Consider the following 25,727-nt stretch of genomic DNA (forward strand, 5'->3'; position numbering starts at 1 on the left):
CCGTTTTCGGTTGCTGCTATCAAAGCACAGGGCGTGGCGGTTGCAAAGTACAAACGGGTAGGGGATTACCCTTGGTTGCCCGGCTGGCTACGCTTTAGCTGTAACCGTAGGCAATCGTGACGGGTGTGGATGGCGGCAATGCGCCAGCCTGACAAGGGCTGGTGGCCCAGAACGGTGGCGTTCAGCCAGTGCTGTACGGCGGGGATGTCGCGCCAGTGCAGGGTGAGGTATTGCCGGTCAATGACTAGCCATGGCAGCGGTGCGGCCAACCTTTGCAGCAGGCGCGTAGCCAGCCCGCTATTGGCCGCCAGGCTGGCCACTTTGCCTAGCAGGTGCCCACGCAAACTGGGCTGGCTGTCATCAGCTTGCAGGCGGTAGCGTAGGCGCAGGCTGTCGTTGTCTGAGGTAACGGGGTCGGGCTGGCAATGCAGCTGCAAGATGGTGGGGGTAGGGTGCTGTATTTTCAGCCAGAACACTGCGCCGTATTCGTCCAGTAGAAGGTCTTCGATGGTCAGTTCGTCGCTGTCCAGCCAGCTTTTGAGCTGTTTTAGTAGCAGGGCGGCGGGCAGGCTGATGCCGTCGCGGTGCAGGCGCGGGCGGTAGCGTTGCCAGTTTTGCCAGCGCTGGTGCCACATGGCTCAGTCGAACAGGGTGCGCGCGCCCTCGTAGCGGGCGGCAAAGTAGCTGTTATCCAGGCGGTCGACACGAATCACGCTATTGCTGCGTGGCGCATGGACGAATTTGCCGTCACCAATATAAATGCCCATATGTGAAAACGGCTTGCCCAGCGTATTGAAGAACACCAGGTCGCCTACGCGCATACGGCTATTATCGATGGGGCGTGCCAGGCTGGCGATCTGTGCGGCATTGTGCGGTAGTTTTACCTTGGCGGCATTCTGGTAGATGTAGGCCACCATGCCGCTGCAGTCCAGGCCGGCTTCCGGGTTGCTGCCGCCAAATTTGTAGTCGATGTCCAGCAGGCTCAGGCTGTACATCAGTATTTCGCGCCCGGCGCCATCAGCTTGCAGGCCGGCCAGGCTGATACCGGGGCGGCCTGCAGGTTTGGGCGGCTTTTTCGGGGCGGGCGGGGCGCTGGCGCAACCCGCCAGTACCAGCGCCGTGGCCAGTAGCACCAGCCCCTGGCGGCTGGCTAGCTGCGCGAGGATGGTGCGTTTCATCATGCCTGCTTGGCCTCCAGTGCTTCCCAGCGTTCCAGTTTTTCCAGTAGCAGCAGGTCGATTTCCTCGATGCGAGCCTGCCAGCCGCGTGCTTCCAGCGGGGCGCTGCGGTAGGCGTTGGGGTCGAGCAGTTTTTCATTCAACTGGGCTTGTTCGCTTTCCAGGTCGGCGATCTCTTGTGGCAGACGCTCCAGCTCGCGTTTTTCGTTAAAGCTGAGCTTTTGTGTGCGGGCGCTACGATCACGTTCCGGCTTGGCGTCCGGGTTGGCCGCATGATTGTCTTTGCGCGCCGGGGCTTCCTGCTTCATGGCGGCCATGCGTGCTTTGGTGTCTACCCAGTCCTGATAGCCGCCCGGGTATTCTTCCAGCCGGCCTTCGCCTTCAAACGCAATGACCTGGGTGACGACGTTATCCAGGAAGGCGCGGTCGTGGCTCACCACAAATACGGTGCCGGTGTATTGCTCGATCAGCTCTTCCAGCAGCTCCAGGGTGTCGATGTCCAGGTCGTTGGTGGGTTCGTCCAGCACCAGCACGTTGGCCGGGCGGGTAAACAGGCGGGCCAGTAGCAGGCGGTTGCGCTCGCCACCGGACAGCGAGCGCACCGGGCTGCGCGAGCGCTGCGGCGAGAACAGGAAGTCTTCCAGGTAGCTCATCACGTGCTTTTTCTGGCCGCAGATGTCTACAAAGTCGTTGCCCTGACTGATGATGTCGGCCACGCTGGTTTCTTCGTCCAGCTGGGTGCGGAACTGGTCGAAGTAGGCCACTTCCAGCTTGCTGCCGCGTTTGATGCTGCCGCTGTCGGCTTCCAGCTCGCCCAGGATCAGCTTGAGTAGCGTGGTTTTGCCCGCGCCATTGGGGCCGATCAGGCCGATTTTGTCGCCGCGCAAAATGCGGCTGGTAAAGTTCTTGATCAGCGTGCGGCCTTCAAAACCCTTGCTGACGTGCTCCAGCTCGGCCACCAGCTTGCCGGAGCGCTCGCCGGCGTCCAGCTGGAAGTTCACCTGGCCCACGCGTTCGCGGCGGGAGGCGCGCTGGCGGCGGATTTCTTCCAGCCGACGTACACGGCCCTCGTTGCGGGTGCGGCGCGCTTCGATGCCTTTGCGGATCCACACCTCTTCCTGGGCGTGAAATTTGTCGAAAATGCGGTTTTGTTCTTCTTCTACGGCCAGTTCTTCGGCTTTGCGCACCTGGTAGGCGCCAAAGCTACCCGGATAGCTGCGCAGCAGGCCGCGATCCAGCTCGATGATGCGGGTGGCGATGTTGTCCAGGAAGCGGCGATCGTGGGTGATCAGCAGCACGCTGCCGGCAAAATTCTTGATCAGGCCTTCCAGCCACTCGATGGCGCTCATGTCCAGGTGGTTGGTGGGTTCGTCCAGCAGCAGCACGTCGGGGCGCGAGGCCAGCGCGCGCGCCAGGGCGACGCGCTTTTTCCAGCCGCCGGACAGCTCGCTCACCAGCGTGTCGGCATTCAGGCCCAGGTGGGACAGGGTGGTGCTGATCAGGGCGTCGAACTGCCAGCCGTCGTGGGCTTCCAGCGCGTGCTGGATGTCGGTCATGCGTGCCAGCACGTCTTCATGGTTGGCCGCAGGGTCCGAGAGCTGCTGCGTCAGGTGGTGGTAGTCGGTCAGCAGGGCTTTGAGCGCGCCCAGGCCTTCGGCGACGGCTTCGAATACGGTGTGCCCGTCGGTAAATACCGGTTCTTGCGGTACGTAGGCTACCTTGATATCGCTTTGCTGGATGATGCGGCCATCGTCCAGCTTGACGGTGCCGGCAATGGCTTTCAGCAACGATGATTTGCCAGCGCCGTTGCGGCCGATCAGGCCGACGACCTCGCCGCTTTCCAGCGAGAAATCCACTTTGTCCAGCAGGGCGTGGTGCCCGAAGGCGAGGCAAGCGTTATCTACGGTAATCAGGGCCATAATGTATTCGGGGGGTACGGGGCAATTGCAATGGCGGCAATTGTAGCATGAGCACGTGTTTGCCCTTCGCCTGCCGCCTTGTGGCTGCTACAATGCGCGCCAACTTGAAGCCTGCCTGCCGGCGGGTATCTGTGAAAGGATTCGCCATGTATTTTGTTGACCGATCGGTAGCCGTAATCAAACCCAAAGCCCCGTTTCTGGCGTGGCTCAACGCCGTGCCGGACAACGACATGATCGAGCTGACACTGGATGCACTGCGCGCCGACAGTACCGTAATCCTGCTGCCGGAGTTCGACGAGCCGGAAGAGGCAGTAGCGCATGTAGACGAGATTTTCGAGCAGCTGTTCCGCCTGGAGCTGGCCTCCTGGTACGAGGACGAATCACTGTGGCCGCAAGACCGCTCGCTGAAAACGTTCTGGGAATGGTTTGATGTCGAGATCCACTCCACGCTGCTGGATACCGTGGACGCCGACATCATGAACTCGCCGGTTGACCCTGCCTGATTGGTAGCTGCGGATGCACCGCACGCACATTCCGCCTTTTGCGGCCAATCTGGCTACCAGCTGGCTGGCTTGCGGGGTATTGCTGCTGATGTGGCTGGTTTTGCTGGCGGCGCTAAGCGTGCTGGATGGCCAGTCCCGGCTGGTCTTGCTGCTGTGTGGTGTGATGGCCAGTGTGTCCTTGCTGCGCAGTAGCGGTATGGCCGGGCGGCGCGGCAGCTTTTCGGTAGATGCCCGCGGTGCCTGCCATCTGCAGCTGCTGCGGGTGGCCGTGTTGCCCGCCAGTGTGGCGCTACCCTGGCTGGTGCTGCTGCGCGGCAGAACGGCCGATAAAAAAGATCTGACCCTGCTGGTGTGGCGCGATGCCGTGCCGGCAGACACGCACCGGGCGCTGCGTGTGTACGTGCAGTGGTGCCGCACGGCAGCGGCCAACCTTGCTGAAGAAGAGTAGAGAATGAGTACGAACACCCCACCGAATCGTGACAGCAGCCTGCAAGCGTGGCTGCAGTATCAGGAAGGCCTGCATACGTCGGCCATTGATATGGGCTTGGCCAGGGTGTCGGCTGTACGGGATGCCATGGGTTTGCAGCCTGATTTCCCTGTGATTATCGTGGGCGGCACCAATGGCAAGGGCTCAGTCTGCGCCATGCTATCCACCATGCTCAGCCGTGGTGGTTTCAAGGTGGGGACGTACACCTCGCCGCATATCATTCGTTACAACGAACGTATCGCCATCGACATGCGGCCGGTGGCGGATCAGCGCATCGTGGACAGCTTTGCTGCCATTAATGACGCGCGTGGTGATACCTCGCTGAGCTATTTCGAGTTTGGCACGCTGGCAGCCATGCATACCTTCATGGCCGAAGGCGTTGACGTGGCCGTGCTGGAAGTAGGGCTGGGCGGTCGACTGGATGCGGTGAACATTTTCGAGCCTGCCGTTTCGGTGGTGGTGAGCGTGGATCTGGATCACCAGGCCTACCTGGGTGATACGCGCGAGCTGGTGGGGTTTGAAAAAGCCGGTATTTTCCGTGCCGGCAAAGTGGCGATCTGTGCCGACCCCAACCCGCCGCAAAGCTTGCTGGAACACGCTGCGCAGCTGGGGGCTGATCTCAAACTGGTGGGGCGCGATTTTGGTATCACCCGCATGGACAACCAGTGGTCTTTCCATATGGGCGATGTGCACAAGCACGCGCTGCCTATTCCTGCCCTGCGTGGTGAATACCAGATGGTGAATGCCGCGGCTGCATTGGCGGCGCTGGAGGCGGTGAAGGCCTGGCTGCCGGTAGGTATCGGCGCGATCAAGCGCGGGCTGCTGGAGGTGGACTGGCCCGGTCGCTTCCAGGTCTTGCCTGGCCGCCCGCTGACCATTCTTGACGTTGGCCATAATCCGCACGCAGCGCGTGCCCTGGCGGATAGCTTGAAGCGCATGGCGTTTGCCAGCCAGCGTATTGCCGTCTTCTCCATGCTGGCCGATAAAGATATGGCTGCCGTGGTGGGCTTATTGAAAGACGAATTTGATGTGTGGCTGGTGGGCGGGCTGGACATGCCGCGCGGCCGCAGTGCCGATGATATCGCCAGCGAGCTGGAAGCCTTGGGTGTCAGGGGGGTAAGCCGTTACGAAACGGTACCTTTGGCCTGGGATGCAGCCTTATCGCAAGCCGGCGAGAATGATAGAATTGTCGTATTTGGCTCATTCCACACCGTGGCCGAGGTGATGGAACATCGCCTTCACCGCGCATCATAAGGACACCTGATGGCACTTTCCACCCATGACGAACTGCTGTTGCTGCGCAAGCGGGCGCGCCGCCGCCTGGTGGGCGCCATTGTGATGGTGAGCTTGTCGACAGCGGTGCTGTGGAATGTGGTGGATGCCTTGCCGGAGCAGGCCATGAAGCCGGAGGCGGTGGATATTACCGGCCTGCAGGCTGCCTCGCAGCCAGCCGCCGTAGTGGCGCCAACGCCACCGCCTGCCGTGGCATCGCAGCCGGTGACCGACTTGCTGGCCACCTTGCCACCGGATGAGCCTGAGGCCGCCTCGCAGCCGGCGGTAAAGCCGCCAGTGGCGCTGGCCAAGCCGCCTGTGGCACCGCCGGTGCCGGCCGTTATTGCCCCTGCGCCAGCTGTGGCGCCTATTGCCAAGCCCGAGGTGAAGCCGGAGACCAAGCCATTGCCCAAGCCTGAGCTGCCTGTGGAGCCTAAACCGCAGGCCAAGCCCAAAGCGGAGGTCAAGGCCGAAGCCAAAGTCGAGCCTAAACCTGTAGCCAAGGAGCCGGCAAAAGACAGCAAGCCCAAGCCTGCCGCCGAGAAAAAAGCTGCCGACCCGATGGCCATTCTGGAAGGCCGCGAGTCTGCCCATGCCGAGCCGGCCAAACCGGCAAAAGATAATGCAGCGGATGCGTCGCCAAGCAAGAAATTCAGTATTCAGCTAGCGGCGCTGTCCGACCCGCAAAAAGTGGATGCTTTGCGCAGCAGGTTGGCCGCAGCCGGCGTCAGCGCCCGTTTCAGCAAGGTGCAAACCAGCAAGGGCGAGGTTACCCGCGTGCGCGTAGGGCCGTTCAAGTCGCGTGAAGAGGCGGATGCTGCCATGCGTCGCCTCAGCAAGGCCGGTGTTACCGGCATTGTGGTGGGGGCGGAATGACCTGGCTGGACTACCTGATTCTGGCGTTGATTGCCGGCTCTATCATGTTGTCACTGTTTCGCGGGTTGGCCGCAGAGGTGCTTTCGCTGTTTTCCTGGCTGATTGCGTTCTGGGCGGCGCGCAGCCTGTCGCCGCTGGTTGCCGAATTCATGCCTTTACCCGGTGATGGCTTGCGCCTGGTAGCGGCATTCCTGCTGTTGCTGGTGGGCGTCTGGTTGCTGGCGGGTGTCTTGCGTGCCTCGCTCACCGTGATGCTGGATGCGGTAGGCCTGGGTGGCGTGAACCGCTTCATGGGTGCTGTGTTTGGTCTGGTGCGCGGTATGTTGCTGGTGACGGTGGTGATGATTATGGGCGGTTTGAGCAATTTGCCGCAGTCGCCAGGCTGGCAGAATGCCTTGCTGGTGGCGCCGTTCCAGGCAGTGGCTTTGGCTGCCAAGCCATGGTTGCCGGATACGCTGGCGCAGAAAATGAAGTTTACTTAGTTTGCTATAGAGGGGTGATGATGCGTCGGCGTCATCACCCCTTGTTTTTACTCGTGTAGTCTGGGGATTAACTATGTGTGGAATTCTTGGGGTGGTAGGTCAGACACCCGTAAACCAGCTGTTGTATGACGGTCTGCAGCTGTTGCAGCACCGCGGTCAGGACGCAGCCGGTATTGTTACGGCCAACGGTAAGACCTTTCACATGCACAAGGGCAGCGGCCTGGTGCGGGATGTGTTCCGTACCCGCAATATGCGCTCCTTGCAGGGCAATGCCGGTATCGGCCACGTGCGCTACCCCACCGCCGGTTCGGCTTCTTGCCTGGCCGAGGCGCAGCCTTTTTACGTGAACTCGCCGTTCGGCATTGTGCTGGCACACAACGGCAACCTCACCAATACCGACGAGCTGAAGTCGGATATGTACCGCAACGATCTGCGCCACATCAACACCAACTCCGACTCGGAAGTGCTGCTGAACGTGTTTGCGCACGAAATTGCCGCGCGTGTGGAAGGTGCTTCGCTGACGGCGGATGCTGTATTTGGTGCCGTGGAGGCCGTACACCGCCGCGTGAAGGGGGCTTATGCTGTCGTGGCCATGATCGCTGGTTACGGCCTGGTGGCGTTCCGTGATCCGCACGGCATTCGGCCTTTGATCATGGGTTGCAACGAGGTGGATAACCGCACCGAGTACATGTTTGCTTCCGAGTCGGTGGCGCTGGATTGTTCCGGTTTCAAGGTGCTGCGCGATGTGCTGCCGGGCGAGTGCGTATATGTACGCTTTGACGGCGAGATGCAGTCCAGGGTGTGTGCCGAGAAAACCCAGCTGGCGCCGTGCCTGTTCGAATACGTGTACTTTGCCCGCCCGGATTCGGTGATTGACGGCGTGTCGGTTTACCAGTCGCGCCTGGTGATGGGCGAGATGCTGGCAGAGAAAATTCGCCGCCAGTATCAGGATATGGAAATCGACGTGGTTATCCCGATTCCGGATTCCAGCCGCCAGAGTGCTCTGCAGCTGGCCAACGCGCTGGGCCTGCCGTACCGCGAAGGCTTCATCAAGAACCGTTATATTGGCCGCACCTTCATCATGCCGGGCCAGGCGGTACGCAAGAAGTCTGTTCGCCAGAAACTGAACCCCGTGCCGATGGAGTTTGCCGGCCGTAACGTGCTGCTGGTGGACGATTCCATCGTGCGCGGTACTACCTCCAAAGAGATTGTGCAGATGGCGCGCGATTCCGGTGCCAAGAAGGTGTTCTTTGCCTCGGCAGCCCCGGCAGTACGCTTCCCGAACGTTTACGGTATCGACATGCCGACGCGTGCCGAGTTGCTGGCTACCGGCCGCAACGAGACGCAAATTGCGGCCGAAATCGGTGCCGATGCGGTGATCTACCAGGATCTGGAAGCGCTGGAGCAGGCGGTTCACAGCCTGAATCGCGAACTCAATGTGTTTGAGGCGTCTTGCTTTAGCGGTTGCTACATTACCGGTGATATCAACGAAGCCTATCTGGATGCGATCGAGGCAGCGCGTGGCAAGAGCAAGCCCGCAGGCAAAGAGGCCAAAGAGGGCGAAGATGCCGGCAGCCAGATGGTCGATCTCAACCTGAACGTGGCTGAACAAAACCTGATGTAATGTGTATATAACGACAAGGGTTGGCCGCAGCGGCCAACCCTTGTTATCGTTTGGTTTTGTATTCAATCGCCCGTGTCGAGAATAAACATGTCCAGTGATGACCCTTGTCTGAGCCTGCACCCTGAAACCCTGGCCATCCGGGCTGGTCGCGAGACTAGCGAATACCGCGAACATAGCCAGAGCCTGCAGCTTACTTCCAGTTTTACCTTTGACAGCGCAGCCCAGGCTGCCGCCATGTTCCTGGGTGAAATCGACGGCTTTACCTACTCCCGCTTTACCAACCCCACCGTGTCGGCATTCCAGCAGCGCCTTGCCGCCATGGAAGGCGCCGAGCGTGCGGTAGCGACCTCTACCGGCATGGCGGCAATTCAGGCCACCATGCTGACGCTGCTGAAAAGTGGCGATCACATCGTTTCTTCGCGCAGCCTGTTTGGTTCCACCATCAACCTGTTCAATGGGGTGCTGGCCAAGTTTGGCGTAGAAACCAGCTATGTGGATGCGGCCAACCTGGACGCCTGGCGCGCGGCCATCAAGCCCAATACCAAGGTGTTTTTCCTGGAGACACCCTCCAACCCGCTTACTGATCTGGCGGACATCGCGGCAGTGGCCGCTATCGCACATGAGGCAGGGGCCTTGCTGGTAGTGGATAACTGTTTCTGCTCGCCAGCGCTGCAACAGCCCATCAAGCTGGGTGCTGACCTGGTCGTGCATTCGGCTACCAAATACCTGGACGGCCACGGCCGCGTGATGGGTGGTGCGGTGGTGGGGAGCGACAAGCTGGTCGAGCAGGTGTACCTGCACGTTCGTACAGCTGGACCATCGCTGGCACCATTCAATGCCTGGGTATTGCTATCCGGGCTGGAGACGCTGCACCTGCGCATGGAAAAGCACTCCGCCAACGCGCTGGCACTGGCGCAGTGGCTGCAGCAACAGCCTGCCGTGGAAAAGGTGTTCTACCCGGGCTTGCCCGACCATCCGCACTACGAGTTGGCACAGCGCCAGCAGAAAAGTGGCGGGGCGGTGCTGTCGTTCCAGGTAAAAGGCGGGCGAGAAGCTGCCTGGAAGGTAGTAGATGCCATCCAGCTGATTTCCCGTACGGCCAACCTTGGGGACGTCAAAACCACACTGACCCACCCGGCATCTACTACTCATGCGCGTATTACCCCGGAGGCTCGTGCCAATGCGGGCATTACCGAAGGTTTGCTGCGTGTGGCGGTGGGGTTGGAGCACATAGAAGACCTGAAAGCAGATTTGCTGCGCGGTCTGTAAAGAAACAGTTGTTTCAATCAAGCGGCAGTCTAAACTGAAGACTGCCGTTTTTTGATTCCGAAAATTATAAAGGCGAGGCGATGCAAATCTTGACATGCGTCAATTTTAAACGTAAGTTTCAAACGCTTGTTCTAAAGTCATGATGAGCAAGGCGACGCAATTACTTACCCCGATCAAGGTGCAAGACAGCATGGAAGTGAATAAACCCGATACGGCGACACGGATTCTGGACGTCGCAGAACGTCTGTTCGTTGAGCACGGTTTCGAGGCCACCTCGCTTCGCATGATTACACAGCAGGCAGAGGTCAATCTGGCTGCGGTGAATTACCACTTTGGTTCCAAGGATGCCCTGTTCGAGTCGGTATTCATGCGCCGTATTGGCCCCTTTGTAGCGGCCTGTCTGGCAGAGCTGGATACCCTTGAGCAGTCTGGACAAGCACTGACAGCCGAGCAACTGGTGGTGAGCTTTATCCGCCCGTGCCTGGCGCTGTCTAAAGACCCTGCGAGGGGCGGGGCGCTGTTTGTCCGGCTGATGTCGCGCACGCTGGTAGAGAATCACCGCCTGCTGCGCGAAGCACTGAATCAGCAGTACAGTATTTTTGTACAGCGCTATACCAGTGCATTTCAGCGTGCATTACCCCAGTTTGGGGCCGAAGATATCGCATGGCGCATGCATTTCGCTTTCAGCGTAATGTTCAATGCCTTTGCAGGTAATGATGTGTTGAAGATTTTTGTCCGTAGCCAAGTGGTTACCGCCCGCGACCCGGACATGATCGTGAAACACCTGGTACCTTTTGTCGTGGCAGGGTTGACGGCGCCCATCTGATTGACTTTTCACAGGGTCAACACGAGGGTTAACCATAATGACATCTGCCGTTATTCTCGTCCTGCTGATTGGCGCGCTGGCTTACTTCCGCGCGCCTGTCATTGCCTGGACTATCGCCATCGCAGGCTGGATCGCCAGCCTGCAGTTCGCCTGGGGTTGCCAGGTTCCTGTTGCCGTATGGGCCGTTTTCGGCGTCATTGCGGCAGTACTGAACCTTACCCCGCTGCGCCGAGCCGTGTTTACCGGCCCGGTGTTCTCCATCTTCAAGAAGATTACCCCTGCCATGTCCCAGACAGAGCAGGAAGCGATCAACGCCGGTACCGTGTGGTGGGATCGCGACCTGTTCTCCGGCAAGCCGGACTGGAACCGTCTGCTGTCCTTCCCGGATCCTAAGCTCACCGCCGAAGAACAGGCTTTCATTGATGGCCCGACCGAAGCGCTGTGCAAAATGATCGACGACTGGAAGATCACGCACGAGCTGAAAGATCTGCCGCCAGAAGTGTGGCAGTTCATCAAAGACCAGGGTTTCCTGGGCATGATCGTCAAAAAGAAATATGGCGGTCTGGAATTCTCCAACTACGCACACGCCAAGGTGGTGACCAAGATCGCTACCCGCGGTGGTACGGCGGCAGTATCTGTTATGGTGCCGAACTCGCTCGGCCCTGGTGAGCTGCTGCAACACTACGGCACTGAGGCGCAGAAAGACTACTACCTGCCGCGTCTGGCTAAAGGTGTGGATGTGCCGTGCTTTGCCTTGACCAGCCCGTACGCTGGCTCTGATGCGGGTGCCATCCCTGACTTTGGCGTGGTATGCCGTGGTAGCTATACCGACCCGCGCAGCGGCCAACATCACGAGAATGTACTGGGTATCCGCGTGAGCTGGGAAAAACGCTGGATCACCTTGGCGCCGGTTGCCACCGTGCTGGGCCTGGCGTTCAAAATGTATGATCCGGATCACCTGCTGGGTGACAAGGAAGACATTGGTATCACTTGCGCGCTGGTGCCTACCGAGCACGAGGGTGTGTGCATTGGCCGCCGTCACTTCCCGGGTGGGGCTGCCTTCATGAACGGCCCGACCTGGGGTAAGGATGTGTTCATTCCGCTGGAGTGGATCATCGGTGGCCGTGAGTTCGCCGGCCAAGGCTGGCGCATGCTGGTCGAATGCCTGTCGGTTGGCCGCTGCATCTCGCTGCCGGCCATGTCGGTTGCTTCCGGCAAGGTCGCTTCCTACACCACTGGCGCTTATGCCCGTATCCGTGACCAGTTCGGCTTGTCTATCGGCAAGTTTGAAGGTGTAGATGAAGCCATGGCGCGTATCGGTGGCTTTACCTACCAGATGGAAGCATCGCAAGACCTGGCGCTGACCGGCCTGGATATTGGCGAGAAACCATCCGTGTTGTCTGCCGTGCTGAAGTACCACAATACCGAGCGCATGCGCAAAACGCTGAATGATGCGATGGACGTGCATGGCGGCAAGGCTGTGGTGCTGGGTCCGCGTAACTATCTGGCACGTGCTTATCAGGCGATTCCGATTGCCATCACGGTAGAGGGCGCCAACATCCTGACGCGCTCCATGATCATCTATGGTCAGGGTGCCATCCGTTGCCATCCGTTTGTGCTGCGTGAAATGAAAGCCGCCATGGCTAATGATGGCGCCGAGTTTGACAAGGCCATTACTGGCCATATCAACTTCGTGATCAGCAACGTATTCCGTTCGCTGTGGATGGGTCTGACGGGTGCCAAGTTTGTTGGCAGCCCGAAGAGTGGGGATGTGGCAACGTACTACAAACAGCTGACACGTTTCTCCAGCGCTTTTGCCCTGCTGTCCGATATGGCCATGTTCAGTCTGGGTGGCTCGCTGAAGTTCCGCGAAAAACTGTCTGCCCGTCTGGGTGACATGCTGTCCAATCTGTACATTGCTTCTGCTTGCCTGAAGCGCTTCGAGCGTGATGGCGCCCAGAAGGAAGACCTGCCGGTACTGAAGTGGGCGGTAGAGACGGCTTTGTACGACCTGCAACAGGCGATGGACGGCTTCCTGGCTAATCTGCCAAGCCGCATGTTGGCCGCAGTGCTGCGCAAGGTGATCTTCCCGTGGGGTCTTACCCTGAAGCCAGCCAGCGATCGTATCGGCACCCAGGTTGCCCGTAGCTTGATGGAGCTGGGCCCGACGCGTACTCGCCTGACCAAGGGCATGTTTTTTTCTGCTGATGAAACCGACCCGGTAGGTGTGCTGGAGCCGGCACTGAAGGCGATGCTGGAAACCGAACCGGTAGAGCAGAAACTGCGCAAGCTGGGTCGCGATGGCAAGTTCAAGACCATCACCGCGCGTGAGCGCCTGGCGGAAGCGCTGGCCAGTGGCATCATCACTCAGCCAGAGTTCGACGCGGTAACGCGTGCACGCAAACTCAAGCGTGACGTCATCATGGTGGACGACTTCGACATGAAGATGGAGCACCACGACGAGCAATTGCTGCAGCGACTGATTTTCTGATGCACTAGTATGTAGGCAGGGTGGGCTTGCGCCCACCCTCCTGCCGATGTCATTTTGCCAGCAGGGTGACATCGGGAGGGGTAGACATGCAAAACAACCCGAATGAACCAGGGCGCCAGCCGGTACTGCGCCTGCGCGCCGAACCTCGTAGTACCAACGCCCATGGCCGAGTACAGGCTGGCTGGCTCATGCACCAGATTGATCTGGCTGGTGCCACCTTTGCCGAGCGTAGTGCCAAAGGTGCGGTGACCACGGTGGCGGTCAACGCTTTTCAGTTTGCACATCCTATTCATGTCGGGGATGTGGTGTCCATTTACGCCAGCTGTCTGCGCCTGGGTCAGAAGTCGGTAACGCTAAAGCTGGAGGTAGAGGCCGAGCGCATGTCCGGCGAGGTGGTGATCATTACCGATCTGATAGCTACCTATGTAGCAATAGATGCCGAGGGCTGCTCACGCCTGATTTGATGCATTGTATGTTTCACGATAATAATGAAACAACCGTTTGGAACGAATGCTCGAAAGTGCTGGAAATACTTATCTAGTCTGGTAGTATCAATGTTAGATCGACGCTACAGTACGATCACAACAGCATGACAAACAATGCACAGAGGGAATGACACATGAAACTGAAACACCTCAGCCTGTCCGTGATGATGATGGGTGCCTCCGCTGCCGTTATGGCATCCGGCTACCATTTTGGTACCCAGTCGGTTAGCGCGCAATCTACTGCCAATGCCAGCGCTGCCGAAGCTGCTGATGCTTCTACCATTTTCTACAACGCTGCCGGCATGACCAAGCTGGAAGGGACAAACTTTTCCGGCGCCATGAACCTGGTAATGCCTAGCGTCAAGTACAGCAATGCAAGTGCTACTTACCCTACGGCTGCTGTGTCCCCGTATAACTCCACAGTCAAGGGGTCGACCAGTGGCACCATCACGGATGACTTGATTGCTGTTCCGCATCTATATGCTACCCACAAGCTAAACGACAAGGTGGCTGTTGGTGTTGGTATCTATGTGCCATTCGCTTCATCTACCGAGTACGATCGTGACTCGGTATTGCGCTACAACCTGAATTCCACATCACTGAAAACCATTGATATCAACCCGTCCATTGCTTTCAAGTTGGATGAGAAGCACTCGGTTGCTGTGGGTGTAATTGCCCAGCACGCTGAAGCCAGTTTGCGTCAGTATGCCAACTTTGGTTATGCGCTAACTTCTGCAGCTGGTGCCACCGGCGTAGCGCTGTTGAATGGTAACGGTGCTGCCGATGGTTTTGCCGATGTAGACGGCGATGACTGGGGTTTTGGTTATAACCTGGCCTGGATGTGGGATATCAACGATGCTGCTCGCTTGGGTGTCAACTACCGCTCCAAAATTGAACATACCCTGAAGGGTACTGCCAAATGGGCCAAGTCCAGCAGCGCAGCAACACTGAATGCTGTTGGTTTTAAAGATCTGGAAGACGCTTCTGTCCAGATTGATACCCCTGAATCGCTTTCCGTGCATGGCATGTTCAAGCTGAATCCGCGAGTGAATATGTTTGGTGATGTTACCTGGACCAAGCACTCCCGCTTTGACAAAGCACGCCTTGTTTATGCCAACGCCAAAGGCATTGCGGGTACTACTTCTTACCAAGGTAATACCACCTATCTGTCTCCGGCCTGGAAGGATACCTACAAGGTATCGCTAGGCGGCTCTTACCAGTACTCCGATGCGCTGCAGCTGCGTGCCGGTGTGGCATACGATAAGTCCCCGGTTCCCGATGATAACCATCGCCTGGCTACCATGCCTGACAATGACCGGACCTGGTTGTCGTTTGGTGGTAAGTACGACCTGAACAAGGATTCGTCTATCGACTTTGCTTACTCTTACATCATGATCAAAGATGCAAAGGCAAACGTAGATGGTACTTGCTCGTTCCAAGGGGTTAGTCAGTGCGTGTCCAGCCAGACCAAAGGCACTGCTGATTACAAATCGTCTGCCCAGATTGTTGGTGTGCAGTACAACCATCGCTTCTAATACTTGAACATGCGGCCAACCCTAGGGTTGGCCGCAACAGACACGGCGCAGGCCGTGTTTTTTTGGAAAGATGCTGAATTTTGGTTCAGATACTCTAAATCAGATCTTTCCCAAGATTGCTTACCTGGAACCTATAATCCGGGAAGCCTTTAACCATGTTTGTTCGTTAAGACAACCGAGGAAACCATGTCTCAGACCAAATTCATCGTGCGCAAGGTAGCCGTTCTGGGTGCCGGCGTGATGGGGGCGCAAATCGCCGCTCATCTGGTTAATGCCAAGGTGCCAACCGTTCTGTTCGACCTTCCTGCCAAAGAAGGCAACAAAAATGCGATTGCGCTGAAAGCTATCGAGGGCCTGAAGAAGCTCAAGCCGTCGCCGCTGTCCAATAAAGACGCAGTGAACTACATCCAGCCGGCCAACTATGAAGACCACCTGCATCTGCTGAAAGACTGCGACCTGGTGATCGAGGCGATCGCTGAGCGCATGGACTGGAAGGCAGACCTGTACGCCAAGGTTGGCCCGCATTTGGGCGAGAATACCATCTTCGCTACCAATACCTCGGGCTTGTCCATCAATCAGCTGGCCGATTCGCTGCCTGCTGCATTGAAGCCACGCTTCTGCGGTGTGCACTTCTTCAACCCGCCACGTTACATGCACCTGGTGGAAATCATTCCGTGCGTGGGTTCGGATGCCGGTATTCTGGATAACCTGGAACGCTTCCTGGTGTCCACGCTGGGTAAGGGCGTGATTCGCGCCAAAGACACACCGAACTTTGTGGCTAACCGTATTGGTGTGTTCTCGATGCTGGCGACTATCGCCAACGCCGAGAAATTCGGTATCCGCTTTGATATCGTTGACGACCTGACCGGCCCGCGCCTCGGTCGTCCAAAGTCGGCTACTTTCCGTACCGCCGATGTAGTAGGTCTGGATACTTTCTCCCACGTGGTGAAGACCATGCAGGACACGCTGCCTAACGACCCATGGCATGCGCTGTTCCAGTCGCCGCAGTGGCTGCAAAAGCTGATCGCCGATGGTGCTCTGGGTGCCAAGACCAAGCGTGGTATCTACAAAAAAGAAGGCAAACTGATGTTTGTCATCGACCCGGCTACCGGTGAGTACGTTGGTGCCGGCCAGAAGGGTGACGATGCGGTCAAGGAAATCCTGAAGATCGCGAACCCGGGCGAAAAATTCCAGAAGCTGCGTGAAAGCGAGCACCCGCAGGCACAGTTCCTGTGGGCATGCTTCCGCGATGTGTTCCATTACATTGCTTTCCACCTGGGTGATATTGCCAACTGCGCGCGCGATGTCGATTTCGCCATTCGTTGGGGCTTTGGCTGGTCTGCCGGCCCGTTCGAGACCTGGCAGTCTGCCGGCTGGAAACAAGTGGCCGAATGGGTGGATGCCGATGTAAAAGCAGGCAAGTCGCTGGCTGCGGCCAACCTGCCGGCCTGGGCGCTGGAAGCGGATCGCGCCGGTGTTCACTTTGTCGATGGCTCCTTCGATGCTGCCGCTGGCAAGCTGGTGGGTCGCTCCACGCTGGATGTGTACGCACGTCAGCTGGCACCTGCCAAAGTGCTGGGCGAGGCTGATGGCCTGCTGGGCGAGACTGTGTTCGAGAACGACGGTGTGCGTGCGTTTACTACCGGTGACGACGTGCTGGTGGTGTCGTTCAAGTCCAAAGCGCATGCGATTGGTCCCGATGTGATCGACGGTGTACACGCAGCGCTGGACATCGCTGAAGCCCGCTTCAAGGGCTTGGTGATCTGGCAAACCGAAGAGCCATTCTCGGTAGGCGCTGACCTGCAGTCCATGCTGCCAGCCTTCATGATGGGCGATTGGGATGCGATCGATACCATGGTGCGTCGCTTCCAGGAAACCTCCATGCGTCTGCGCTATAGCCAGATCCCTACGGTTGCTGCAACCCAGGGTTACGTATTCGGTGGTGGCTGCGAGTTTGCGATGCATTGCGACAAAGTTGTCGCTGCGCTGGAGTCTTACGTTGGTCTGGTAGAAGTAGGTGTGGGCCTGTTGCCAGGCGGTGGTGGTTGCAAGGAGTTTGCCCTGCGTGCCGCGCGCGAAGCCAAAGGTGACGTACTGGCCGCGCTGAAGGACTACTTCATGGCTATCGCTACCGCAAAAGTAGCGACCAGTGCACACGAAGCGCAGGAAATCGGTTTCTTCCGCGCTACCGACAACGTGGTGTTCAACGCTTACGAACTGCTGCATGTGGCCAAACAACAGGCGCTGTCGATGTACGAGTCGGGCTACCGTCCGCCAATGCCTGGTGGCAAGTTCCCTGTGGCAGGTCGTTCGGGCGCTGCTTCCATCAAGGGCCAATTGGTGAACATGCTGGAAGGTCGTTTTATCAGTCAGCACGACTTTACCATTGCCGGCCTGATTGCCGACGTGATGAGCGGTGGCGATGTAGAGCAAGGTACGCTGGTGAACGAGCAGTGGATCCTCGATCTGGAGCGCAAGGCCTTCATGACCCTGCTCAAGTCCAGTAAGACTCAGGATCGTATTGCCAACATGCTGACTACCGGCAAACCACTGCGTAACTAATCACAGCCAGAATGCGGGCAAGCTGGCGGCTGAGGCGCTAAGCCAGCTTTGCCGAAGGAGATTGTAAAAATGGTTAAACAAGTACAGGAAGCTTACATCGTTGCCGCCACCCGTACCCCGGTGGGTAAGGCGCCACGTGGCATGATGCGCCACGTCCGCCCGGACGATATGCTGGCACACGTTATCACCGGTGCACTGGCTCAGGTGCCGACACTGGACCCGAAACTGATTTCCGACTGCGTGGTAGGTTGCGCCTTTCCGGAAGCTGAGCAAGGCCTGAACATGGCGCGTATTGGTGTGTTGCTGGCTGGCCTGCCTAACACTGTGGGTGGTATTACCATCAACCGTTACTGCTCGTCCGGTATCAATGCCGTGCAGATGGCTGCTGACCGTATCCGTCTGGGCGAGGCTGATGTCGTGATTGCGGCCGGTTCCGAGTCCATGTCCATGGTGCCGATGATGGGCAACAAGGTATCGCTGAACCCGGAAGTGTTTGCTAAAGACGAAAACTATGCCATCGCTTACGGCATGGGTCTGACCGCCGAAAAAGTGGCACAACAGTGGGGCATTTCCCGCGAGGATCAGGATGCGTTTGCGGTAGAGTCGCACCGCCGTGCATTGGCTGCCATCGATGGTGGCAAGTTCAAGAACGAGATCACCCCGCTGGAAGTGACCTATCGCACACCTAACCTGGAAACGGGTGAAGTAGTCAGCAAGACCCGCGTACTGGATACCGACGAAGGCCCGCGCCGCGAAACCACGCTGGAAGGCCTGGCCAAGCTGAAAACCGTGTTCGATGCCAAGGGTTCGGTGACTGCCGGTAACTCCTCGCAAATGTCTGATGGTGCTGGTGCGGTGATTCTGGTGTCCGAGCGCGTGCTCAAAGAGTTCAACCTGACACCGCTGGCGCGCTACGTTACCTTCTCGGTGAAAGGCGTTCCGCCTGAAATCATGGGTATCGGCCCGAAAGAAGCGATCCCTGCGGCTTTGAAGCAGGCAGGTCTGGCGCAGAGCGATCTGAAGTGGATCGAGCTGAACGAAGCCTTTGCCGCCCAGGCGCTGGCAGTGGCGCGTGATCTGGAGCTGGATATGTCGCTGGTGAACCCGCATGGTGGTGCCATTGCACTGGGTCACCCGCTGGGTGCGACAGGCGCTATCCGTACCGCTACGCTGATTCACGGCATGCGCGATGCCGGCCAGCAAGGCCATGGCATGGTGACTATGTGTATCGGTACCGGTATGGGTGCTGCGGGTATTATCGAAGTGCTGTAATCAGCGTATTGCGGCCAACCTTGTGTTGGTCGCAACCACTAAAAAAGCCGGCTATGCAGCCGGCTTTTTTCATGAGCTGATACGTGTTTAAAGGCGTTCCAGTGTTTCAAATTCTACCTGCTGGCAATCTTCGAACGTTGCATTGCTATGCAAAATGCGGATCTGGTAAGACTTGCCGTTGGCCGCAAAGGTCAGCTCTCTACCATTGTCTGCTAGCCGCTTGGGTATCAGAAAAACACGTTGCCCCTTTTTTGCATTGGTCTGCGTAATGTACAGGCCGCTGCTGGTATTGCTAGCATCGGCGCCGCCCTCGCTCAGGCTGACAGGCAGGGGCAGGCTGCCCAGCACTTCAACCCCCACGCGGGTGCCGCCCTCGGCCAGGCGCTGCACACGCCGTATCACGCATAGCTGGCCAGGATATTCGCGCGACGAGATCCAGATTGTGCGGCCAATCATCAGGCTTTCTACCGATCGGCCCAGGTACGTCAGGCCAAAACCGGCCTCGCTGGCATCGTTCACGCGCCAGTCGTCATTGGTTTCGTCTTGCTGTAGCGCGCTGCGGTTCACTTTCAAATGGTGCGCGATTTTTTCGAAGCCGATTTCCACTTTAGCGTGGCCGCTGGAGCTTAGACGCTCGTGCTGGCGCATGGACTTGCCCCCATCTTGCGACCAGCGAGACGACAGCTTTTGCAGCAGGTTGCGCCAGGTAGGGGTATCCATGGCGGGAAGCGCTTGTTTGAAGCCCTCCGGAATGCCTTGGTCGAAATCCAGAATCAGGTCCGCCAGGCGGTTCACCACGAAATCGCCAGACCAGTAGCGGCAGCCTTTGCCCAGCGTGCCGCGGCGCAATAGCTGAGGCGGGGCCGGCAAGTCCAGGTTGATTACGTACTGGAAGTCGCTTTTCGATGCCGTGTTCTGCAGCTTGATACCTTCAGACAGTCGGGCCAGCAGCAGGTGAATGGCCTCGATCTCGATAGTGAGCAGGTTATCTGTCTGCGCCAGGTGCAGCATGGCCGCCTGGATCAGCAGCTGCTCGCCAGTGGTAGACTCAGACTGCTCGTCGTACATGGTAATGGCTTTACCATGAAAGCCGTATTGCTCGGCAAATTGGTACAAGCGATACGCCTGTTGCCAGGTGTTGCCATCGGCAGAGATGTAGCGCAGGGCACTCCATTTGATCAGGCTCAGCTGGTGATGCAGGGCGCGTATGGCGACGCGTTCGATCTGGGCGTCGATCTGGCTGTTTTTGCTGCTCTGGAATTGGCGCAAACATAGCTGGTAGCCATTGGATAGCTCTGTCCAGTAGGCCAGGATGCTGGGCAGGAATGACTTGGATCGCGACGCGCCAATCAGGAATTCTTTGCACAGTTTTCTGTGCATCTCAACCGCACGGGTATCTACATACAAGAGCGTGGTGATGCGATCTTTCAGCGTAACGTTGGCATCTTTATTGATTTTTGCCACCGCCTTGATGATTTCGACCAGCGCCGTGTAGTACTCGGCATTCGGCAAGTTCTTGACCAGCATGGTGGCCGACTCTGTCGACTCGCTAGAGGTCTTTTTTCTGCCTGAAATGGCGCTAAGAATGGCTTTGATATCAATCATTGGGTGCGGGATACAGTGTCGGTTAGCCGAATCATGTTATGAGCTGCCTATAGTAGCGTAATCTCGTTAGCGATAGGAAATCTGGCTCAACATTGCTGCTGATTTCATGCCCATGTCGTGCGGTGTGTGTTAAGCACTGTCGATACTAGGCTTTTTATACGCTATGTAAATACAGAATGAAACAAAGCGCGTCATTTGTTTGTCATTTTATGTTGTTGGTGTTTCGGTAGGGTGCCAGGTGCCAGGTATTGCCCGTAGCGCATGCGACATGCTTGCGGGTGTGGAGAAAAACATACAATCGTTTATCGCACTTATCGAACATTTGTTTGAAAGTTCTGTGCTGACCTTTGTGCGTGTAAATTGAGCTACCACTCTAATTTTGGAGTGTGTCCATCAAGTGACATCAAGATCACAAGCCATTCACAGAGGAGAATGTATGCGCAAGTTTATCGCTGCCAAAAGAATACTGGTGACCGCAGTGCTCGTGGCTGCCGGCTTACAGCCAGCTTTCGGTATGGGCACAGTGCCGGCAGATAGCGAGGCCACTTATACCAAGACCAAGTACCCGATTGTATTGGTGCATGGTGTGCTGGGGTTCGACAGCTTTTTAGGCATGGACTACTTCTACGGCATTCCTGCCGAGCTGCAGCGTGGTGGGGCGCAGGTATTCGTGGCTCAGGTATCGCCAGCCGATAGCTACGAAAAGCGCGGTGAACAGCTGCTGGCGCAAGTGCAGCGCATCGTGGCCATGACGGGGTCGCAGAAAGTAAACCTGATTGGCCATAGCATGGGCTCGCCAACTTCGCGCTATGTGGCTTCGGTACGACCTGATCTGGTGGCTTCCGTGACCAGTGTGGGTGGTGTCAATAAAGGGACAAAAGTCGCAGATGCATTACGTGGTGTGCTGCCTGCGGGCTCGGTGGCCGAGTCTGTTGCGGTGGCCGCGGGTGGGGCTTTTGCCAGTCTGGTTCGCATGTTCTCTACCGGCAGCAGCTTGTCACAAGACGAGCTTGCCACGCTGAACTCGCTAACCACTGCTGGTACGCTTGCTTTTAATCGCCGCCATCCGCAAGCGGTACCCACCACAGCCTGCGGTGAGGGTGCTTACCAGGTCAACGGCATCCATTACTTTTCCTGGTCCGGTGCGCAGCCGTATACCAACCCGCTGGATGCGGGTGACCCGCTGTTGGCCGCAACCAGCCTGGTATTCGGGTCTGAGCCAAACGATGGTGTGATCGCCACGTGTTCCTCGCACCTGGGGCAGGTTATTCGCGATAACTACCGGTTCAATCACCTGGATGAGACCAATATGTTTTTTGGCCTGGGCAACATTCTTGAAACCAGCCCGGTAACCCTGTTCCGCCAGCACGCCAACCGCCTGCGCAACATCGGGGTATAAGCCATGGTCGGGCATCGCAAAGCATGGCTGCTGCTGCCGGTATTGCTGCTTGTAGGGGCTTGGTGGTGGCAGGGTGGCGATGACCCGCTGTCTGCGCGGGAAGGGGTGTTTGCCCCTTCTTTGCGTCAGACTTCGGTCGATGGCCTGGCGGGCGTAGCCAATGGTGGCGCAATGACAAAGCTGCAATTGAAAGCTTTGTTTGATTACTATTTGTCCACGCTGGGTGAGCGAACGCTGGATGATATCCGGCACGAAATTCTTAGCCAGTTGGAAAAGCGCCTATCAGGGCAGGCGCTGGAAGACGCACAAGACTTGCTTCGCCGCTATCTGGATTATCAGCACGCGCTTGCTGGCTTGGGTAAGGGCATGGCACGGCAGGCGCAAACGCTGGACGCCATGGCTGCCAGGTTGCAGGCCATGCAGCAAACGCGTAGCCGGTATTTCAGCACGCAGGAAATCACGGAACTTTTTGGTAGCGACGATATGCTCGATCGCTTCGTGTTGCAGCGTATGCAAATCATGCAACGTAGTGACTTGAGCGCTGCCGAGAAGCAAAAGCAGATTGCGCAGCTGGAGGCCACCTTGCCGCCGCAGCAACAGCTATGGCGACGCCAGGCTACCCGGCACATTACGCTTGCCGAGTCTGAGCAATCATTGTTGCAGCAGGGGGGCAGCGCCAGTGACTTGCAGGCCTTGCGTACTGCCGAGGTGGGGCCGGAGGCGGCAGAAAGGTTGGCCGCAGTGGATAGGGAAAGCCAGGCCTGGAATGCAAAACTGGCGCAATGGAAAGCCCAGCGGCAGGCAATCGCATCCGATGCTGCCTTGTCGCCCGACCAGCGGGAACAGGCGGAGCTGCGCTTGCAGCAACAACTGTTCAGCGAAACCGAACAGCGGCGCTTGTTGGCATACCAGTAGTGTGTGGCAAGAAAAAGAGCGGCGCATGGTGCGCTGCTCTTTTTCGTGGCAATCAGGCAAACAGTTGCTGTAAGCCTTGGCCCGGGTCTGGCTGGCGCATGAAGGCCTCGCCGACCAGGAAGGTGTGTACCGCATGATCACGCATCAGCTGTACGTCTTGCGGCTGCACGATGCCGCTTTCGGTGACGGCAATGCGATCAGCGCCGATCTCTGGTAGCAGGCGCAGCGTGGTATCCAGGCTCACTTCAAAAGTGCGCAGGTTGCGGTTGTTGACGCCAACCAGCGGGGTGTTCAGCTGCAGCGCTGCTTCCAGTTCGTATTCGTCATGCACCTCTACCAGCACGGCCATACCCAGTTCGTGTGTCAGCGCTTCGAAATCGCGCATCTGGGGCAGGCTCAGGCAGGCAGCAATCAGCAAGATGCAGTCGGCACCGATGGCACGCGCTTCGTAGATCTGGTACTCGTCCACCATGAAGTCTTTGCGCAGTACCGGTAGCTGGCAGGCGGCACGGGCAGCCTGCAGGTAGTCTTCATGGCCTTGAAAGTACTGCGCATCGGTCAGCACGGACAGGCAGGCGGCACCTGCTTGCTCGTAGCTTTGCGCAATCTGTGCCGGGTTGAAGTCGGCGCGGATGACACCTTTGCTCGGGCTGGCTTTTTTGGCTTCTGCAATAACGGCTGCCAGGCCAGCAGTATGCTTGGCGCGGATGGCGGCGACAAAGTCGCGCTGGTCGCCGTGGCGGCCTTCTGCCTCGGCGCGCAAGCTGGCCAGGCTGCGTTGCGGGCGGCGCTGCGCGACTTCTTCTACCTTGGTGGCACAGATTTTTTTCAGAATGTCGGACATGGTACGTGGGCTTTCTGCTGTGCGCTTATGGGCGCTGGTATGAATCGAAAAATGCTAACAGACGCTGGGGTAACCACGCCAGTGTGCCGGGGAACGGGCCGCTGACAAAGCCCACATGCCCGCCTTCCCGTGGCTGCTCCAGTTGCACGGCGGTGCTGACATCGGCCGGGCCGGGCAGGGCGTGTGGCGGCAAAAAGGGGTCATTGACCGCATTTAGCACCAAGGTTGGCCGCGTAATCTGTTTGAGCAGCGGTTTGCTGCTGGCGCGGCGCCAGTAATCCTGCACATTGCGGTAGCCATGCAGCGGGGCGGTCACCAGGTTGTCGAACTCGCCGAATGTACGGGCTTTTTGTACCGCACGGCGGTCGAACAAGCCAGGGTGGCGTTGCAGTTGGGCTAGCGACTTGGGCTTGAGCGTATTCATGAACATGCGCGTATACAGCAGGCGGCCTACGCCGTGGTCCAGCCGGGTGCTGGCGGCGGCAAGATCTAATGGCGCCGAGATGGCTGCCGCAGCCAGCGGGATGGCGTTGTCGCGCATTTCGCCCATATGGCGCAGCAGCATATTGCCGCCCAGGGACACACCGGCGGCAAACAGCTGCGGGTGCACTGCGGCCAACCTGGTGCATATCCAGCCTATCTCGGCTGCATCCCCGGCGTGGTAGGCGCGCGGCAGGGTGTTTTCCACACCGCCACAGCCACGAAAGTGTGGCACGACGCCATGCCAGCCCCGGGCTTGTACTGCGCGCATCAGGGCGATGGCGTAATGGCTGTGGCTGCTGCCTTCCAGGCCGTGAAACAGTACCACCAGTGGCTGGCCGGCTTGGCCGTCAATGCGGTCTACCGCAATCTGGCCGCCATCCGGGGTGGCCCAGAGCTCGCGACGGTAATCCGGCGCGGCTTGTTTGAGCATGGTGGCGGGCCAGATAGTCTGGGCGTGGCCGCCGCGCAGCCAGCGAGGGGCTTGGTACGGGGTCACGCGACAGGCTTGATGGCGGACTTGGGGCGGAATGCTTTGACCACTTCCTCGCGCGTTTCCATGTAGGGCGCGCCAATCAGGTCCAGGCAGTAGGGCACTGCGGCAAAAATGCCGGGTACGGTGACAACACCGTCCTCGCGCAAGCCTTCCAGCGTTTCACGGATCGCTTTGGGCTGGCCTGGCAGGTTCAGGATCAGGCTTTGTTTGCGGATTACGCCGACCTGGCGTGACAGGATGGCCGTGGGCACAAACTTCAGGCTGATCTGGCGCATCTGCTCGCCAAAGCCTGGCATCACGCGGTCGGCAACGGCCAGCGTGGCCTCTGGTGTCACATCGCGCAAGGCTGGGCCGGTGCCACCCGTGGTGAGCACCAGATGGCAGCCTTGTTCGTCTACCAGCTCGCGCAGAGTGGCTTCGATAGTGGCTTGCTCGTCCGGAATCAGGCGGGTAGTGGTTTCGAAGGGGCTGCGGATGCACAGGCTCAGCCAGTCCACTAGTGCGGGGATGCCCTTATCTTCGTATACGCCTTGGCTGGCGCGGTCCGAGATGGATACCAGCCCGATTTTCAGACTCATGCCTCGTCGTCCTGTTCGATGGCGTCTTCCGGTGCATTCTTCTGGCGCCCTTGTTCCGGGATCAGTTCTTTGATCATCTGGAATAGCAGGCGGGTTGCCTTCGGCGGTTTGGCTTCGTCGCGCTCTTTGCGGGCGTTACGCACAGTAGTGCGCAGCTGCTGCACGTCCACTTCCGGGAAGTCGTCGATGAAGATTTGCACGTTTTTGTCGTCTTCCAGCAGACGTTCGCGCCAGCGCTCCACCAGGTGCAGCCAGCGGGTATGCGTGCTGGAGTCGCCACGCAGGGCGGCCAGCTTTTGCTCGATCGGCTCAGGGTCGATGTCGCGCATCAGTTTGCCGATGTATTGCAGCTGGCGGCGTTTGGCACCGTTGGCAGTAAAACGCTGGTAGTCCAGTACTGCTGTCAGCAGGGCATCATCCAGCTCCATCTTTTTCAGCTTGGCGGCGGGCAGCTCGGTGAGCGCGCGGCCAATGTTCTGCAGCGCATCCATGTCGCGCTTGAGCTGGGATTTGCTGGGGGGCAGGCCATTATTGCTGCCATTGTTAAAAACGTTCGACATTCGCTAAGACTTGATTAAGGTTTCAAGCTGGTATGATACCGGAAAAGAACCCGTCACGGCCGACTGGTG

Annotated in this window: 23 protein-coding genes; 15 read left to right on the plus strand and 8 right to left on the minus strand. The window is 58.3% G+C overall.

Going from position 1 to position 25,727, the window contains the following annotated elements; genetic code table 11:
- Nucleotides 1-65: 65 nt before the first annotated feature.
- Genes LCH97_RS03015 through LCH97_RS03025 form a run of 3 tightly spaced genes read right to left on the minus strand, consistent with a single transcriptional unit; the run spans nucleotide 66 to nucleotide 3,097 of the window.
- Nucleotides 66-635 (minus strand): hypothetical protein, encoded by a 570-nt coding sequence (locus LCH97_RS03015; RefSeq protein WP_227303329.1) that lies wholly within the window; start codon nucleotides 633-635, stop codon nucleotides 66-68.
- Nucleotides 636-638: 3 nt separating this feature from the next.
- Entirely contained in the window at nucleotides 639-1,181 is a 543-nt protein-coding gene (locus LCH97_RS03020; protein ID WP_227303331.1) for a C40 family peptidase, read from the minus strand.
- Complete coding sequence (locus tag LCH97_RS03025) at nucleotides 1,178-3,097, minus strand: ATP-binding cassette domain-containing protein (RefSeq protein WP_227303332.1); 1,920 nt, start codon at nucleotides 3,095-3,097, stop codon at nucleotides 1,178-1,180. The genes LCH97_RS03020 and LCH97_RS03025 overlap by 4 nt, the downstream gene beginning before the upstream one ends.
- Before the next feature lie 146 nt (nucleotides 3,098-3,243).
- Between LCH97_RS03025 and LCH97_RS03030 the strand changes: the two genes are divergently transcribed.
- The 13 genes from LCH97_RS03030 (at nucleotide 3,244) to LCH97_RS03095 (ending at nucleotide 18,781) form a co-directional block, all read left to right on the plus strand.
- Nucleotides 3,244-3,600, plus strand: a complete 357-nt coding sequence (locus LCH97_RS03030) for a hypothetical protein (RefSeq protein WP_017509148.1) — start codon at nucleotides 3,244-3,246, stop codon at nucleotides 3,598-3,600.
- Between the two features lie 13 nt (nucleotides 3,601-3,613).
- Nucleotides 3,614-4,048 carry a protein YgfX gene (locus LCH97_RS03035; RefSeq protein WP_227303333.1) on the plus strand — a complete coding sequence of 145 codons (435 nt, stop codon included), beginning with the start codon at nucleotides 3,614-3,616 and terminating at the stop codon, nucleotides 4,046-4,048.
- A 3-nt stretch (nucleotides 4,049-4,051) separates the two neighbouring features.
- The gene (gene folC / locus LCH97_RS03040; RefSeq protein WP_227303334.1) at nucleotides 4,052-5,341 is read left to right on the plus strand and encodes a bifunctional tetrahydrofolate synthase/dihydrofolate synthase; all 1,290 of its coding nucleotides are present in this window, start codon (nucleotides 4,052-4,054) and stop codon (nucleotides 5,339-5,341) included.
- A 9-nt stretch (nucleotides 5,342-5,350) separates the two neighbouring features.
- Nucleotides 5,351-6,235, plus strand: a complete 885-nt coding sequence (locus LCH97_RS18765) for an SPOR domain-containing protein (protein ID WP_304956725.1) — start codon at nucleotides 5,351-5,353, stop codon at nucleotides 6,233-6,235.
- The gene (locus LCH97_RS03055) at nucleotides 6,232-6,717 is read left to right on the plus strand and encodes a CvpA family protein (RefSeq protein ID WP_227303335.1); all 486 of its coding nucleotides are present in this window, start codon (nucleotides 6,232-6,234) and stop codon (nucleotides 6,715-6,717) included. The genes LCH97_RS18765 and LCH97_RS03055 overlap by 4 nt, the downstream gene beginning before the upstream one ends.
- 73 nt (nucleotides 6,718-6,790) lie before the next feature.
- A complete protein-coding gene (gene purF, locus LCH97_RS03060; RefSeq protein ID WP_227303336.1) occupies nucleotides 6,791-8,341 on the plus strand; it encodes an amidophosphoribosyltransferase in 1,551 nt (516 codons plus the stop codon).
- Nucleotides 8,342-8,428: 87 nt separating this feature from the next.
- Nucleotides 8,429-9,610, plus strand: a complete 1,182-nt coding sequence (locus tag LCH97_RS03065; RefSeq protein ID WP_227303337.1) for an O-succinylhomoserine sulfhydrylase — start codon at nucleotides 8,429-8,431, stop codon at nucleotides 9,608-9,610.
- Between the two features lie 190 nt (nucleotides 9,611-9,800).
- Nucleotides 9,801-10,436, plus strand: a complete 636-nt coding sequence (locus tag LCH97_RS03070) for a TetR/AcrR family transcriptional regulator (RefSeq protein WP_017509155.1) — start codon at nucleotides 9,801-9,803, stop codon at nucleotides 10,434-10,436.
- A gap of 37 nt (nucleotides 10,437-10,473) precedes the next feature.
- Entirely contained in the window at nucleotides 10,474-12,927 is a 2,454-nt protein-coding gene (locus LCH97_RS03075) for an acyl-CoA dehydrogenase (protein WP_227303339.1), read from the plus strand.
- An 86-nt stretch (nucleotides 12,928-13,013) separates the two neighbouring features.
- The gene (locus LCH97_RS03080; RefSeq protein WP_227303340.1) at nucleotides 13,014-13,391 is read left to right on the plus strand and encodes an acyl-CoA thioesterase; all 378 of its coding nucleotides are present in this window, start codon (nucleotides 13,014-13,016) and stop codon (nucleotides 13,389-13,391) included.
- A gap of 155 nt (nucleotides 13,392-13,546) precedes the next feature.
- Nucleotides 13,547-14,947: an OmpP1/FadL family transporter gene (locus LCH97_RS03085; protein WP_227303342.1), complete on the plus strand. Its 1,401-nt coding sequence runs from the start codon at nucleotides 13,547-13,549 to the stop codon at nucleotides 14,945-14,947.
- 186 nt (nucleotides 14,948-15,133) lie between these two features.
- Nucleotides 15,134-17,509, plus strand: a complete 2,376-nt coding sequence (locus LCH97_RS03090) for a 3-hydroxyacyl-CoA dehydrogenase/enoyl-CoA hydratase family protein (protein WP_227303343.1) — start codon at nucleotides 15,134-15,136, stop codon at nucleotides 17,507-17,509.
- Nucleotides 17,510-17,578: 69 nt separating this feature from the next.
- Entirely contained in the window at nucleotides 17,579-18,781 is a 1,203-nt protein-coding gene (locus LCH97_RS03095) for an acetyl-CoA C-acyltransferase (RefSeq protein WP_017509160.1), read from the plus strand.
- Between the two features lie 87 nt (nucleotides 18,782-18,868).
- Here LCH97_RS03095 and LCH97_RS03100 read toward each other — a convergent pair whose 3' ends face one another.
- A complete protein-coding gene (locus LCH97_RS03100) occupies nucleotides 18,869-20,308 on the minus strand; it encodes a PilZ domain-containing protein (RefSeq protein WP_227303344.1) in 1,440 nt (479 codons plus the stop codon).
- A 514-nt stretch (nucleotides 20,309-20,822) separates the two neighbouring features.
- Between LCH97_RS03100 and LCH97_RS03105 the strand changes: the two genes are divergently transcribed.
- Both LCH97_RS03105 and LCH97_RS03110 read left to right on the plus strand, forming a co-directional pair.
- Nucleotides 20,823-21,785 (plus strand): triacylglycerol lipase, encoded by a 963-nt coding sequence (locus LCH97_RS03105; protein ID WP_227303346.1) that lies wholly within the window; start codon nucleotides 20,823-20,825, stop codon nucleotides 21,783-21,785.
- 3 nt (nucleotides 21,786-21,788) lie between these two features.
- Nucleotides 21,789-22,700, plus strand: a complete 912-nt coding sequence (locus LCH97_RS03110) for a lipase secretion chaperone (RefSeq protein WP_227303348.1) — start codon at nucleotides 21,789-21,791, stop codon at nucleotides 22,698-22,700.
- A 52-nt stretch (nucleotides 22,701-22,752) separates the two neighbouring features.
- Here LCH97_RS03110 and trpC read toward each other — a convergent pair whose 3' ends face one another.
- Genes trpC through yjgA form a run of 4 tightly spaced genes read right to left on the minus strand, consistent with a single transcriptional unit; the run spans nucleotide 22,753 to nucleotide 25,658 of the window.
- Nucleotides 22,753-23,544, minus strand: a complete 792-nt coding sequence (gene trpC / locus LCH97_RS03115) for an indole-3-glycerol phosphate synthase TrpC (RefSeq protein WP_227303350.1) — start codon at nucleotides 23,542-23,544, stop codon at nucleotides 22,753-22,755.
- Nucleotides 23,545-23,569: 25 nt separating this feature from the next.
- Entirely contained in the window at nucleotides 23,570-24,523 is a 954-nt protein-coding gene (locus tag LCH97_RS03120; protein ID WP_227303351.1) for a YheT family hydrolase, read from the minus strand.
- A complete protein-coding gene (gene mog / locus LCH97_RS03125; protein ID WP_227303352.1) occupies nucleotides 24,520-25,098 on the minus strand; it encodes a molybdopterin adenylyltransferase in 579 nt (192 codons plus the stop codon). The genes LCH97_RS03120 and mog overlap by 4 nt, the downstream gene beginning before the upstream one ends.
- A complete protein-coding gene (gene yjgA / locus LCH97_RS03130) occupies nucleotides 25,095-25,658 on the minus strand; it encodes a ribosome biogenesis factor YjgA (RefSeq protein ID WP_227303354.1) in 564 nt (187 codons plus the stop codon). Before yjgA ends, mog begins: the two co-directional genes overlap by 4 nt.
- Nucleotides 25,659-25,727 lie beyond the last annotated feature (69 nt).

It is taken from the genome of Vogesella sp. XCS3, from assembly GCF_020616155.1.
Taxonomy (GTDB): Bacteria; Pseudomonadota; Gammaproteobacteria; order Burkholderiales; family Chromobacteriaceae; genus Vogesella.

Excerpts from the sequence above, each read along its gene's own strand:
- trpC (WP_227303350.1), bottom strand. The coding sequence starts at position 23,544 with ATGTCCGACATTCTGAAAAAAATCTGTGCCACCAAGGTAGAAGAAGTC.
- LCH97_RS03020 (WP_227303331.1), bottom strand. The coding sequence starts at position 1,181 with ATGATGAAACGCACCATCCTCGCGCAGCTAGCCAGCCGCCAGGGGCTG.
- mog (WP_227303352.1), bottom strand. The coding sequence starts at position 25,098 with ATGAGTCTGAAAATCGGGCTGGTATCCATCTCGGACCGCGCCAGCCAA.
- LCH97_RS03070 (WP_017509155.1), top strand. The coding sequence starts at position 9,801 with ATGGAAGTGAATAAACCCGATACGGCGACACGGATTCTGGACGTCGCA.
- folC (WP_227303334.1), top strand. The coding sequence starts at position 4,052 with ATGAGTACGAACACCCCACCGAATCGTGACAGCAGCCTGCAAGCGTGG.
- LCH97_RS03015 (WP_227303329.1), bottom strand. The coding sequence starts at position 635 with ATGTGGCACCAGCGCTGGCAAAACTGGCAACGCTACCGCCCGCGCCTG.
- yjgA (WP_227303354.1), bottom strand. The coding sequence starts at position 25,658 with ATGTCGAACGTTTTTAACAATGGCAGCAATAATGGCCTGCCCCCCAGC.
- LCH97_RS03095 (WP_017509160.1), top strand. The coding sequence starts at position 17,579 with ATGGTTAAACAAGTACAGGAAGCTTACATCGTTGCCGCCACCCGTACC.
- LCH97_RS03105 (WP_227303346.1), top strand. The coding sequence starts at position 20,823 with ATGCGCAAGTTTATCGCTGCCAAAAGAATACTGGTGACCGCAGTGCTC.
- LCH97_RS03090 (WP_227303343.1), top strand. The coding sequence starts at position 15,134 with ATGTCTCAGACCAAATTCATCGTGCGCAAGGTAGCCGTTCTGGGTGCC.
- LCH97_RS03110 (WP_227303348.1), top strand. The coding sequence starts at position 21,789 with ATGGTCGGGCATCGCAAAGCATGGCTGCTGCTGCCGGTATTGCTGCTT.
- LCH97_RS03100 (WP_227303344.1), bottom strand. The coding sequence starts at position 20,308 with ATGCTGGTCAAGAACTTGCCGAATGCCGAGTACTACACGGCGCTGGTC.
- LCH97_RS03025 (WP_227303332.1), bottom strand. The coding sequence starts at position 3,097 with ATGGCCCTGATTACCGTAGATAACGCTTGCCTCGCCTTCGGGCACCAC.
- LCH97_RS18765 (WP_304956725.1), top strand. The coding sequence starts at position 5,351 with ATGGCACTTTCCACCCATGACGAACTGCTGTTGCTGCGCAAGCGGGCG.
- LCH97_RS03035 (WP_227303333.1), top strand. The coding sequence starts at position 3,614 with ATGCACCGCACGCACATTCCGCCTTTTGCGGCCAATCTGGCTACCAGC.
- purF (WP_227303336.1), top strand. The coding sequence starts at position 6,791 with ATGTGTGGAATTCTTGGGGTGGTAGGTCAGACACCCGTAAACCAGCTG.
- LCH97_RS03055 (WP_227303335.1), top strand. The coding sequence starts at position 6,232 with ATGACCTGGCTGGACTACCTGATTCTGGCGTTGATTGCCGGCTCTATC.
- LCH97_RS03085 (WP_227303342.1), top strand. The coding sequence starts at position 13,547 with ATGAAACTGAAACACCTCAGCCTGTCCGTGATGATGATGGGTGCCTCC.
- LCH97_RS03075 (WP_227303339.1), top strand. The coding sequence starts at position 10,474 with ATGACATCTGCCGTTATTCTCGTCCTGCTGATTGGCGCGCTGGCTTAC.
- LCH97_RS03030 (WP_017509148.1), top strand. The coding sequence starts at position 3,244 with ATGTATTTTGTTGACCGATCGGTAGCCGTAATCAAACCCAAAGCCCCG.
- LCH97_RS03080 (WP_227303340.1), top strand. The coding sequence starts at position 13,014 with ATGCAAAACAACCCGAATGAACCAGGGCGCCAGCCGGTACTGCGCCTG.
- LCH97_RS03065 (WP_227303337.1), top strand. The coding sequence starts at position 8,429 with ATGTCCAGTGATGACCCTTGTCTGAGCCTGCACCCTGAAACCCTGGCC.